The organism is Clostridium sp. AF34-10BH (genome assembly GCF_003478095.1).
Classification (GTDB): domain Bacteria; phylum Bacillota; class Clostridia; order Lachnospirales; family Lachnospiraceae; genus Acetatifactor; species Acetatifactor acetigignens.
The window spans coordinates 184,906-198,263 of the sequence record NZ_QUEC01000003.1 but is presented as its reverse complement, the minus strand read 5'-3'; the positions used below and the strand labels follow the sequence as shown (position 1 = coordinate 198,263).

General features: G+C 34.4%; 13 protein-coding genes. All 13 read left to right on the top strand.

What is annotated here, in order from left to right:
• The first annotated feature begins 152 nt into the window (after window positions 1-152).
• The 13 genes from DWZ61_RS04010 (at window position 153) to DWZ61_RS03955 (ending at window position 13,085) form a co-directional block, all read left to right on the top strand.
• Window positions 153-770, top strand: a complete 618-nt coding sequence (locus DWZ61_RS04010; RefSeq protein ID WP_145985584.1) for a hypothetical protein — start codon at window positions 153-155, stop codon at window positions 768-770.
• A gap of 27 nt (window positions 771-797) precedes the next feature.
• On the top strand, window positions 798-983 hold the full coding sequence (locus DWZ61_RS20445; RefSeq protein ID WP_207664173.1) for an HIRAN domain-containing protein: 186 nt from the start codon (window positions 798-800) through the stop codon (window positions 981-983).
• A gap of 352 nt (window positions 984-1,335) precedes the next feature.
• Window positions 1,336-1,866, top strand: a complete 531-nt coding sequence (locus tag DWZ61_RS04000) for a hypothetical protein (protein WP_118537476.1) — start codon at window positions 1,336-1,338, stop codon at window positions 1,864-1,866.
• Window positions 1,867-1,881: 15 nt separating this feature from the next.
• Complete coding sequence (locus tag DWZ61_RS03995) at window positions 1,882-2,175, top strand: AbiH family protein (RefSeq protein ID WP_118537475.1); 294 nt, start codon at window positions 1,882-1,884, stop codon at window positions 2,173-2,175.
• A gap of 1,065 nt (window positions 2,176-3,240) precedes the next feature.
• Window positions 3,241-4,038 (top strand): hypothetical protein, encoded by a 798-nt coding sequence (locus DWZ61_RS03990; protein WP_118537474.1) that lies wholly within the window; start codon window positions 3,241-3,243, stop codon window positions 4,036-4,038.
• Window positions 4,039-4,040: 2 nt separating this feature from the next.
• A complete protein-coding gene (locus DWZ61_RS03985; RefSeq protein ID WP_118537473.1) occupies window positions 4,041-5,942 on the top strand; it encodes a DEAD/DEAH box helicase in 1,902 nt (633 codons plus the stop codon).
• A gap of 4 nt (window positions 5,943-5,946) precedes the next feature.
• Window positions 5,947-7,008: an ATP-binding protein gene (locus DWZ61_RS19915; RefSeq protein WP_207664172.1), complete on the top strand. Its 1,062-nt coding sequence runs from the start codon at window positions 5,947-5,949 to the stop codon at window positions 7,006-7,008.
• Window positions 7,009-7,015: 7 nt separating this feature from the next.
• Window positions 7,016-7,588, top strand: a complete 573-nt coding sequence (locus tag DWZ61_RS19910) for a hypothetical protein (RefSeq protein WP_207664171.1) — start codon at window positions 7,016-7,018, stop codon at window positions 7,586-7,588.
• Window positions 7,589-7,590: 2 nt separating this feature from the next.
• Window positions 7,591-8,418, top strand: coding sequence for an HNH endonuclease (locus DWZ61_RS19905; RefSeq protein WP_207664170.1), 828 nt, complete (start codon window positions 7,591-7,593; stop codon window positions 8,416-8,418).
• On the top strand, window positions 8,419-9,591 hold the full coding sequence (gene dcm / locus DWZ61_RS03970; RefSeq protein ID WP_118537472.1) for a DNA (cytosine-5-)-methyltransferase: 1,173 nt from the start codon (window positions 8,419-8,421) through the stop codon (window positions 9,589-9,591).
• A complete protein-coding gene (locus DWZ61_RS03965) occupies window positions 9,584-11,158 on the top strand; it encodes a DUF262 domain-containing protein (protein ID WP_118537471.1) in 1,575 nt (524 codons plus the stop codon). Before dcm ends, DWZ61_RS03965 begins: the two co-directional genes overlap by 8 nt.
• Complete coding sequence (locus DWZ61_RS03960; protein ID WP_118537470.1) at window positions 11,140-12,225, top strand: DUF3696 domain-containing protein; 1,086 nt, start codon at window positions 11,140-11,142, stop codon at window positions 12,223-12,225. The genes DWZ61_RS03965 and DWZ61_RS03960 overlap by 19 nt, the downstream gene beginning before the upstream one ends.
• Entirely contained in the window at window positions 12,213-13,085 is an 873-nt protein-coding gene (locus DWZ61_RS03955; protein ID WP_118537469.1) for a hypothetical protein, read from the top strand. Before DWZ61_RS03960 ends, DWZ61_RS03955 begins: the two co-directional genes overlap by 13 nt.
• The last annotated feature ends 273 nt before the right edge of the window (window positions 13,086-13,358 follow it).

Genomic DNA, 13,358 nt, shown 5'->3' with positions numbered 1-13,358 from the left:
CAATTATATCAAAAAACCGGCATTGGCTGAAACGAACCGATGCCGTTTTTTATTTGGGAATAATTAAGTACGGAAAATTGGACGCAAAATATAGATAATAAAAATATCAGAAGGAATTAAAGGACGTCGAAAAGATGGGAAAGGAGCAACAGATGGATATGAGAATTGTAAGCGCAGGATCTGCCGGTAAGGTATATCATCGCCCGGAATGCAGATATGCACGGAAGATTTACAGAAGGAATCGGGAACAAATGCTGTGGGAGAATGCAGAAGCAAAGGGATATCGACCATGTGCCTGTTGTAATGGGATGGAATTCCTCTATGGACTGGAGAGAGACAGCATTGAGAACTATAAAAATCTGTTTCATCTGGATGTAGATATAAAGGATCATAAAATCTATGTCAGGACAGATGCAGGCTGTTGGAAAATAATTTATAAGCGGGATAAACAGCACTTTATTTTGCTGCATCGTAATTATGCAAATGGGCGCACTTCATTGGAAGACGTGGAAAAGGTGCCTTATCACAGGCAGGGAGATATGGCGGAAGCCTCCACCATTATGAAGTATCTGAAGTATATTCGGGCACATGATGATTTTAAACAGATGATGCCCAAGGATTATCATAAGATGCCTCGGAGTACAAAACGTCAGAAGGCATATTATAAAGCGGCAAAACAGCGGGAAGCAAGAAAAAGCGCCAGAAGAGTGGACAACCTGTTTACTATGATCGAGCGCAAAGAAGGAATCAGAGAGATTTCATTTTGTTAACAGATAAGACGAGGAGGATATTAAAATATGGCAAAGATATATTTTACGGTTGCAGGAACAAATCACTATTTCGGACAGGATTTTTTCAAATCCGGAATGAAAGTAAAATTAATCAAAGAACCGGACAACACCTATGACAAAGAAGCAATCCGGGTGGAACTGGCAGGACTGGGTACGGTAGGATATGTGGCGAACAGCCCGTACACGGTCTAGGGCGAAAGCATGAGCGCCGGGCGGCTTTATGACCGCATGGAGGATACTGCCAAGGGGACGGTGAAATATGTTTTGCCGCAAGGGGTATTGTGTGAACTGAGTTGATGTTGGGATGAAGGGTGGGTGAGTTCAGCCCATAGTCCCACAATAGGGTAACTCAACTTGAAATTTCTACTTAATTAGGTTCTGCTTAATTATCCTGATCTCCAAAAAATCTTTTGTAAGATTTTGTCATAAATTGTCATATATATAATGAGGGGCTTTTAGATTGTAAAATAAGTATAAATAGTACCACGGAAAATATTAAGAGGATGTTATATACGAATTCTTAAAAACAGAGTTAGGAGAAGAGATGAAGAAAAATTCACTGGATATATATTGGGAAAATAAATTAGATTTTAAATATGAAGAAGAAATATTACGCTATAAAATGTTGTGTAATGATAAAATTTCAAAAAAATTAGTAAAAAAATACAATATTAATCCCAAATACAATACCTTTAGTGATTGGGAAAAATATATAAAAGAAAAGATATTAAGAATATCAAACGAAGAATTGAAAGAATATCAAAAATATATTAATTTAAAAAGAATAAATGAAGATTCAATATCGGGAACATTAAATAATTTCTTGATTCCTTTTTTGATTGCAGTGGTTGGTCAACTTGTGGTAGAGGGCATTAAATCATATCTACAAATTGAAAACGACAATATAATAGCTGATATAATATATTGGTTGGTGACATATTTTATGTTTGCGTATTTCGTATATTTTATGACAAGGAATATTATAAAAGAGGATAGAGAACAAAAAAGGGATCAGCTTTTTTACAATGATATATATGAAATTGTGCAAAAGGAAATGGTAAAAAGAAACAATTAATAGAGGAAGGGCAATATGAAACGATTATATATTTTAGGAAATGGTTTTGATGTGGCACATAAATTACCTACAGCATATCTTGATTATCGTAAATTTTTGAAAGGCAGTATAGAAAATAAAGATTTCTGTATACGTATGGAAGATACATATGGATTAGGGGAGAATACAGATTATTGGTGGAAAGAATTTGAAACAATGGCTGAATCTGTGATAGATACTATGATTTTAAGAATTAACCAAAGGTACATCTCGAACTTATGGAATACTATAACTGTGTTACAAGCCAGTAAGAGTAATCAAGGCCGTTAGTTTCTTTATTCAGTTTGCGATAGATGCGTTTGGCGGTGTTTTATTGCTTTCTTGGAATCTTTCTGTCTGCCACGGACGAGGTATCAATCAGGGATTTGCAAGGTTCTGGTTTAGGGTACATATCTTTTCGGTGATACAGGTTTAGAAGCATTAAAATCGGTCATGGTAAGATATTTCGTAATGGTCTTGCGACCATGAGCGGTTTTGAAAATAATTTCAGGTAAGTCATGTTGGATGTATAATATTTAACAATATTGAGAAGAGTGACAAGATAAAAATGTCAGATAGTCCTATGAGGGAGCATATTCTATCCATACAGTCGGTAGAAAAGACGATTGCCGTTTGAACATACTACTCTAACATGGTATAATTTAAATATTAGGCATTGGGATATCGCAGAAATAGTTATATAAGGACTTTTGCTGGAAAATTGTATTTAGAAATATAAAGATTTTTTCTATGAAGAAGTATATGATGTTATAATATGAAATATGTATTAGTTTGAATTGACGATATAGGAAAAGACCTCGCATGATAAATTTTTACAGAGGATTTTGGAAAATAATGGTAGACCATAGAATGGAAAAATGAATATTTGATTGAAAGACATAGTATGGGATCTATAATCGTTACAAAATGTGAGGGTGATAAAAAGTTTCATTGAATATAATAGAGGCAATTATTTATAGTTCAAACATGGTGTGGATGATGTTATTAGGTTTCAAATGCCAGAGAAAGAATTGAGGAATAGAAAATGGATTTGTATTCTAAGGATAAAAACAAATTGGATTAATTGCGTCATATTATCTTTTGGGATACAATCTTAATGCAGTAAAGCGTTGGGATATTCTGGGTGGAACAAAGCCTTTAAAGAGCTTGGGAAGCTACTGGACATCACTCGACATAATATTATAAATATAAGAGATAAATTTGATTCATATTTTAATAATCATAGAGTTTGATGCTATTATCAAAGAAGTCTATAATCTATTGAAATTTTGAGCAGATAGGGATATTGAACAGCCAGTCAGGAAATTGTTTAAATCTATAAAAGGAGTAGAGATATTGAATACAAACAATTGTATTTTAAAAGATTTATCGTCTTTGATTACACAAACAACTATACATTATAATGAAGATTTTAAGTGGCAAGATGTTGAACTTACAAGTGAATTCAAGGATGCGTATGAGGAATATTTAGATCGTAATAACTGGAAGATTGAATTTTTTAATGCTACATCAGTAATAACAACTTCTACTTCAAAAAATATATTTGTTCCGAATCAATGGTTTGCTATGGCTTCATATGCCGTCGGTGTATATAGTGAACTTTTTAAATATAAAGAGTATTTTGAACACATTGCAGACAGAGGAAATAACAAGCGAGATGAGTACGCTAAACAATTAAGGGACAATGCTTCGGCTGCTGACAAAATAATATTTTTTGATAACGGGAAACAACTATTGACGGAGGACTTAGGCAATCAAAGCGGAGGTGATAAAGTAATAAGCAGGCTGTGGAGATTTGCAACAGATTATTCATGGTGGTCAGGTCAAAAAACAATAGATAGAGGAGACTTTTATTTGTCTGTTGTTTTGAGTATGCTTAACCTTGTAAATGCAAGCCAAGGGTATGTGGGGGAAATTGTTAATGCATATGGATCAGATGATCAGCTTAAACGATTAACAAGAAATCTTAGTTCGTTTACAACAAATATGGATGGAGAAACATATGATATCGCTTTTGAAGAAGAAATTATAAGTAGGAAAGGGGAAGATAAAGAGCCGGAATTAGTTAAAGGACCGACAAGAAGCAAGATTAGCATATCACAAAACAGTATAACAAAGATTGGTGGTAAATAAAAATGAAAGGTGCTTGGAAGATAGAAAGTAATCATATAGTTTTTCAAACGGAAAATGAACTTTTGCATCCAAATGCAGAGGAACTTTTTGCGGTAGTTAATAGTCTTCCTAGCAATTTTTCTGAAGAATATGAGTGTGAAGATATACACTCTGCATTTCCAGATGTTAGATTTTCTACGATTGGGAGCGATATTCGGGTGGATCTTTTTAGTGATGATAGAGGGGATATTTTTTTGGAATTGTATTGTTACAGGAGAAATAAAAGGGTGTCTGTAGACATCATTCAGGGGGTGATTGTAGATCAGTGTTGTACAAACTCGGAGTGGTTTTATGTTACCGGAGAAGTTCCTCAAATTGAAAAATTGTTTGCTAAATGTCAAATAAAGGAAAAGGGGAAAATATCGCTTTCTCAGTATATAAAATTACTAAGGGATGCGGACTCATTGATAGCATCGACATTGCAGAATAATGTTAGTTTTGATTCATTGAATAAATCAATTGATATGTCAGGTGATTTGCCGCATGGATTGAATGCAACATTATACAAGTATCAAAAAAAAGGTTTTTTTTGGATGATGTATATGCTCAATGAAAGTGGTGGGTGCATTTTAGGCGATGAAATGGGGCTCGGAAAAACACTTCAAGTTATTGCTGTGATACTTGAATATAAACACCAATGCAAAACACCAGTGCTTGTTATTGCTCCGGTATCATTATTACAAAACTGGAAGAGAGAATGTGAAAAGTTTGCTCCAGAATTAAGAGTTGCTATTCATCACGGCCCATCAAGAACTGGAAGATATAAAGAGCTGCAAAAAAATGATGTTGTAATTATGTCATATAGTGCAGTGGTTACAGATAATTCTCTTTTAACAATGATTCATTGGAAACTTGTTGTTCTTGATGAAGCACAGAATATAAAAAATCCACATAGTGATAGAACAATATTTGTCAAAAAAATTCCAAGGGAAACTTGTATAGCAGTTACAGGAACGCCATTTGAAAATCATGTAACAGATATTTGGTCACTAATGGACTTTGTTCTGCCAGGAAGTCTGGGGAGCGAGTTGGAATATAAAGAGTATATTTCAGATGATATTTGTGGTGCAGATAAGGTGGAACCGTTGTTGTCTCCTATAATGCTTAGGAGGAGAGTATGTAATGTGGCAACAGATTTACCCGAGAAGGTAATTATACCACAACCGCTGGGTATGTCAGAAATAGAAGCAATAAAATATGAAGATTATCGAAAGGAAATATGGGAGCAGTCAGCGACGGGTGGATTGGAACTTGCGACTTTACAGAAATTGAGAATGTTTTGTACACACCCTGCAATTTGCAGAGAAGATTTCAAAGGAGATATATATAGGAGTTCAATTAAATATCAAAGAATGTGTGAAATCGTTAATGAAATTGTTCAGTTAAAAGAAAAAGTTATTTTATTTACTTCATATCAAAAGATGTTTGAAATTTTAGAAAAGGATATTCCTGCTCGCTTTGGTATTCCTGTGAAAAAGATAAATGGTTCTACTTCGGTGGAAAAAAGACAAATTATTATTGATGAGTTTACAGAGTATGAGGGAAGCGCTCTTTTGATATTGAATCCAAGAGCTGCGGGAACCGGATTGAACATAACAGCAGCAAATCATGTTATTCATTATAATTTGGAATGGAATCCGGCATTGGAGGATCAGGCATCTGCGAGAGCTTATCGCCGGGGACAGACAAAAAATGTTTTTATCTATCGTTTGTTTTATGAAAATACAATTGAGCAAATTGTAAATGAAAGAATTGAGAAGAAAAGAGAAATGTCTGATGTGGCCGTAGTTGGTACAGAAGGAGAACAAAATAAAAAAGATTTGATTGCTGCATTGGTAATATCACCAACGAGGAAGGGAGAATAGAAATATGATCAAAACTATAAGATCGATAAGTCCAATAGGGGGTATGGGAACCCAGGATCCGGTTGTATGTCCTCCAGATCCAGAAAGAGTTATTGAAGGACTTAGAGATACAGGTTATAACTTTAATACCGCAATGGCAGATATTATAGATAATTCAATTGCGGCTCATGCTACACAAATAGATATTCATATTAATATGAACCCTAAAGGAGAGATTACAGTTTATATCGCTGACAATGGTGATGGTATGAATATGGAGGGACTCATTAATGCGATGACATATGGATCTAAGGTCAGAGATGATTTAAGTAGTCTCGGCAAATTTGGATTAGGATTAAAAACGGCATCTACGGCATTTTGCCGAGCACTGTCAGTAGTGTCTAGAGCTGAGGATAACATTACAAGAAAAGCACAATGGGATTTAGATTTTGTAGCTTCTTCGCATGAGTGGAGTCTTAAACTTCCGGAAGTTTCTGAAGAAGAACAGATTCTTTTAGATACAACATCGAAGAATGGAACGGGAACGCTGATTGTATGGGAACGCGTTGACCGACTGTTAAAAAGTTATAATGCGATTGGTTCAGCAAGAAATGCATTGAATAGAAAGATTGACCAATTGCAGTTTCATGTGTCTATGGTATATCAACGATTTCTTGATCAAGATGATAATCGGGCTGCTAATGTAAATATAACTATAAATGATGTGAATATTGAGGCGTGGGATCCGTTTGCAAGGAAAGAAGAATTAACGGAATTATTAGCAGAAGATACGGTTGAGGTTGATATGCCAGATGGAACATGTCCTTGTTTCACAATGCGTGCATTTATGCTGCCAAATAAAGATAGCTTTTCTACTTCGAAGGCGATGAAGGATGCTCGTATTAGCAATGATATGCAAGGATTTTATGTGTATCGTGAGAATAGACTAATTCACTATGGTGATTGGCTGGGAATGTTTATTAATGAACCTCATGGATCATTATTGAGAGTGGAGTTTTCGTTTGATCATGAATTGGATGCTGCTTTTAATGTTGATATAAAAAAAATCACGTATTCTTCCGGCTGAAGAAATAGTGGATCATATAAAAACGAAATTTATTCCTGCACCCAGAAGAGCTGCTGAGGATAGATACAGACATGGAACTGCGAAGAATGTTTTGCAACGTGCTGAAAAGCGTGACGCACATGCTGAGTCTAATAGAAACATTGAGGAAAAGGCAAAAACAGTTGAAGGGGCAAAGGTAACTGAAACAGAGATTCCAAATGAAGTTCAGATTACAAATCCGAACGGAACATTTTCACATAAGTTAGCTGTTGTCCATTCACAGAAAACAGGACAAACACGAGTAATTCCGAAGGATGACCTGGAGTATGGACAGCTGTGGATGCCGGCGTTAGTTGATGGAAAACATGCCGTATTGATAAATCAGAGTCATCCATATTATCAAAAGGTATATTCTCCTGTTTTAACACAGAATGTTATGGTGACAGGAATGGATGCTTTATTATGGGCATTATCAGAAGCTGAATTAAACACAATAAATGAACTTGATAAGGAACATTATGAAGAAATGAGAATTATTGTTTCGAGGGTTCTAAAGAAATTAGTCGCTGATCTACCGGATCCGGAAGAGGATGATGAATAAGAATGGATAATATTTGCCAAAAGATAAAAGAATCGCTTCAGGACTTGTATGATATTCCATTTAAAGTATCATGTAAAGATGTATTTACAGATCTTGTTTATACAATAATTCCAGAAAATGATTTGGAGGAATTATTTGAGATTACAATTACAATAAAACAGGCAGTAAGAATGATTATAGAGATTTTTCCTCAGAAATATGCAGCTCGTATGCTTTGTGAAATGAAAAATGCAGATGAAGCAAAAAGACATGTTTTTGTTGAATATGTTCATTTGTTTCAGAAAAAAGCAAAAACGGATTTTATTTTAAATCAAATCCGTCGTAATGAAGCTGATTCTGATTTCTGGAGGGATGATTGGAAGCAGTTTAAATTAAGGGCAACACAGATTTTAGATGAAGGTGATAAGGCATCTGAAGATTATTTGATTGAATGGTCAAAACTTGCTGTGGGCTTAATGATGGCTTTGCTTACATTGGAGGACGTAGATAATGAACAAAAATATTTAGAAGGAAAAGTTTCACAGGTTTTAACAAACAAATACGAACGCAATCCGGCTAATAGAGAATTATGCTTGGCAGCAAATGGGTATTTATGCAAAATATGTGGGTTTGATTTTGAGGATAAATATGGAAAAATTGGATATAAATTTATACATGTGCATCACATACAAATGGTTTCATCATTTGGAAGAGAATATTATCTAGATCCCGTGAAGGATCTTATTCCGGTGTGTCCGAATTGTCATGCAATGTTACATAGAACAAATCCGCCTATGAAACCGGAAGAATTAAAAGAATTAATAAGAAAGCAACAGAACGGAGACAAATAAATGGTACAGGCTGAAAAAATAAGAGCACATAGAGAAGAGTTGGGGCTTTCTGTAAAAGAAATGTCTGATGCCATAGGCTTAGGAAAAGAAGGGGATAAACTTTGGAGAAAGTGGGAAGCGGGGGATGAGAAATTACCCAAAAGCCAGTATGAGAAGATAATGAATTTTGCAACATATACGCCATATAGAAATGAAATAGAAGATCCTTGCTTTAGATACATTGATCTCTTTGCGGGAATTGGAGGAATTAGAATACCTTTTCAAGAATTGGGAGGGAAATGTGTATTCACTTCAGAGTGGGATCCTTTTGCGCAAAAAACATATAAAATAAATTTTGGGGGAGAAATAGCAGGAGATATTACTGAAGTGGATGAAAAAACCATTCCAGATTTTGACATACTTCTTGGAGGATTTCCTTGTCAACCATTTTCTCAGGCAGGTTTGCATAAGGGATTTTCGGATACAAGGGGAACGCTTTTTTTTGATATTGAACGTATTATTAGTGAAAAAAGACCGAAAGCCTTCCTTCTTGAAAACGTAAAACAATTAAAGGGGCATGATAATGGAAGAACATACTGGGTTATAGAAGAACATCTGAGAGCATTGGATTATTCGGTTTCTTCTGCCGTGCTAAGAGCTGGTGATTTTGGAGTTCCGCAGAATCGAGAAAGAATATATATTGTTGGTTTCGATAAAAGATATTATAACATACGGGGTGAATATGAGTTTAAATTCCCAGTTCCTCCAAAGACAAAAACATGTTTAGGGGATATATTGGAAAAAAAGGTTGATCCTAAATATACAATTAGTGAGAGACTGTATGAAGGACACAAAAGAAGAAAAGAGGAACACAAAAGGAAGGGCAATGGATTTGGATACTCATTGTTTACTTCAAAATCGGAGTATACAAATACATTAAGCGCGAGATATTACAAAGATGGAAGCGAAATTCTGATAGACCAAGGAAAGGGGATGAGACCACGTAAGCTTACTCCGAGAGAGTGTGCAAGATTACAGGGATTTCCGGAAGAATTTATTATTCCGGTATCAGATACAAGGGCATATAAGCAGTTTGGTAATTCGGTGGCAGTGCCAGTTATAAGAGCACTTGCTAATTCTATGATAAGCGAGTGCCTTCATTTAGAAGAAAAGAGGTGTGAGATTAATGAGTGATACAGGAGTATTTACTAAGAATTTATGTGATTTGTATTCTGTTTCGGCGGGGGCATATACAACTATTACTGAAAGTGAATTAAAGCGTGCAACCTTTAATGTAAAAAAAGACATTAGAGAATTACTGATTTTAATGATTGGGAAAGGAAACTTTTCAACGCCAGAAGATGAAATTAAACACAAGATAAAATTTAAAATCTTAAATGATAACCGTGAGGTTGAATTAGCATGCTATTATGCTAAACGCAATAAAGAGGAAATGTCTATATATTTCACATCTGAGATTATAAATAGATATAACATTGAACCGGATGATATATGGTTCGTGTGTTCAGAAAATGATAATTCTATTCCGATTCTTGGTTTTGCAAAAAAAGAGAAGTGGAAAGCTAATTTTATGAATGTTGAGAAACTAATAGAGGAATCATTGGGAATTGAAGGAAGTGGAGAATTAGAGGACGATTCAGATGATGATGTTGGGGGGAATGAACAGCCATTTGATGCTGATAAAATTCGAATTGACCAGCAAATGTTATCGGTAAAATACATATATGAGTTATATCAATCAAAATTACTGGATACGAATCCAAATTTTCAAAGAAAACCTGTTTGGAACGAATTAAGGAGAAAGTCATTACTAATTGAATCCTTAATGCTACGAATCCCTATTCCTGCATTTTATTTTTATGAAAACGAAGACAGTCTATTTCAAGTAATAGATGGTCAGCAAAGACTATTGACGATTTTTGAGTACATAAATGATGGGTTTAGGCTTAGCAATTTGGAATATTTGAATGATATATGTGGAAAAAGAAAATTTAGTGAATTGGATATTAAGTATCAACAAAGAATATATAGGACTCAGCTTGCAATTAATATTTTGGATGCGAGATCTCCACATAGGGTAATTTATGATATTTTTAGAAGGATTAACACTGGAGGAGTAAACCTGACTCTTCAAGAGATGAGAAATGCTATCTGTACACAGAGGATTCGAGATTATTTAGAGACAGGTGTAAGCAGTACGGAGTATTTGGAAGCAACAAGGCATAAAATAAATGACATCCGAATGGATTCACAAGAACTATTTTTGCGATTTATTGCATTATACAGATTATATGATTATCAGAAGGGATGTTTAAAGCCTTATTACTATTCCAAAATTTCAAAATTATTGGATGATGAAATAGGAGAATTAGCCAGACTGGATGATAATCAGTTGGAAGAAATTTTTACAGCTTTTAAAACTTCTATGAAGCGATGTAAAGCATTGTTTGGAAAATATGCATTTGTGAAAATTTATGAAGAAAACGGAGAAGTTCGTGTAAAAAAAGATTTAATTAATAAGGCTTTGTTTATGTCGGTTTCAGTTGTGCTGGCAAATGATAAGTATCAAAATATGAATTTAGACATGTGCAGGGAGCGTGCAATAAAAACCTTAGCAGTTCAACTTCAAGATAAAAAATTTGATAAATCAATTTCTGGGGGAACAGGAGATAGATCAAATGTTTTGTTAAATTTTGAAATTATTCAAGAGGTGATCGATAGATGTGTAACGGAAGAATAGAGCATATTAAACTAAAGAATTATAAATGTCATAGATCGTTTGAATCGGATTTGAAAAAACTAACTATATTGGCAGGGGAAAATAGTGCTGGAAAATCATCAGTTATACAGGCATTATTAATGCAATATCTTGTGTTGGGTAAAAAAATGTCAAGCATAAATACGTTAAATGTTATGGGGAATAACTTAGGGGTCGCATTGAATCTGATTTCTCCCGAAAGTGTTACCGGCGGCTTTTCTATTGAGACAACGGTAGATGGTGTAGAAAGGATCTTAAATTACTCTGTAAATGAGACTGAAGAGATGGTGTTAGATGTCCAAGGCAATAAGGAATTAATTAAAACAGAATTGTATTATTTGAATGCAGAAAGAATTGGACCAAGACTCGCAAATCAAATATATAATGATTCATGTTATGTTGGAATACATGGAGAAAATGTAATATATGTCATAGAGCAAATGGATAAAATGCTTATGAGCAATCCGGATATTTCATTACCGAGGGATGTCGAAATTGCCAAAATTAAGAGATTCTCAGCAAATGTTGAAGAGTGGTTGGGAATTATTGTTCCTGATACAAAGATTTCTACAAAAGTAAATGTATCTCAAGGGATTGCGTCTGTTGAATACAATACAGGGGGAGATTTTTTTGGGGCTACAGCGACTGGATTTGGCGTAACATATGTGCTCCCTATAATTGTCCAAGCGTTAATAGCGACCACCAAAAAAAATGCATTGATTATAATAGAAAATCCGGAAGCACATCTTCATCCTTATAGTCAGTCAATGTTAGGAAAATTTTTAGCATTAATTGCAGAAAATGGTGTTCAAATTGTGATCGAAACACATAGTGAACATATTATCGATGGATGCAGAATTGAGATGGCAAATACTGGTCATAATGAAGAGATGGGAATTATTTTTTTTAGTAGATCGGGTGGAAGATATGAGCATGAAAATATTACAGTAAATGATGTAGGGGAACTGTCAAGTTGGCCTGCTAAGTTTTTTGATCAATCGATGGAAGATTTAAGGGAGTTACTAAAGATAAAATTATGCAAACAGTAAAATTCGTTTTAAGCCCACTAAATAATATAGTAAGTTTAAATGAGGTTAATATTAATCATGTAGATCTGGTTATAGATAGGATCAAAAGTAATGGTGATAAATTTTTTATTCCGAATGATTTTTATACAACAAAGGACAGAAATGGAAAAACGATTTATGACTACTTGTTCGAACAGGGAAAGCATGAAATAGATTTGTTAAGGCAGATAGTATTGCAAACATCAGGTGTAGATGAATCTTATACAGAATTGTTTTCTCAAGATAAGGTTGGTTATGTAACGTTTGATAAAAGTGGATTTCAAGAAGAGAAAAGAATGCTTTGTGCAGAAAAAATGGAGGACCTTCCCAAAGTATATTTACAAATGATAAATGATTTTACATATAATGATTTGTATGAATGGAGTGAAAGATGCTTTCCCAATCTTATGTTTACGGAAGATTCATTTATACATGCTGAACAAATAGGATCTTTTCAGGACAATAAACTTGATATAATAAATGCGTTAGAAACGTTAGATGAATTAATGGATGAGGAAAGAAAACAATATTCGGAACAGGAATTATTGGAGGTACTACAGGCAAAGTCTGGTGTTACGTGCTCGGGAAAAGGAAGTAATGAATCAGGAACATTCAAAAAGAAAATATTATTGAAAGACGAGAAAAACAGAGAGTTTCATACAGAGATATCATGTATTCCGCATTTTAAGATTGAGAAGAAGCATAGTGACAAACGATTACATTTTTCGTGGGGGAAGGAAGAGATAAGAAAGAATGCAATTATAGTTGTACATGTGGGACAGCATTGGTCATCCGAAAATGAAAAAGAAGCATTGATAAAAAATTATATTCATCATGCATAAGGTGAAAATAAATTTGCTGGGTATTGATTTCTTTCACTTCATTAGTATGCAGTTGGAAAGCGGACATTTTATTATTGATAAAGTAAAATATATAGAAATGGATAGTTTTAGACTATTAGAGATAATAAGACCTCAGCCCAAAATGAATGAAGAAGCTTAAAAGATAATGCCTGATAGGGAAGAAGCAGATTATTAAAATGTTCAAGGGGCAGCCGTGTTAACATCGCCGTTAAATGACGGTTTGTCGGAGAAAATTATGTAAGGAAATTAAGT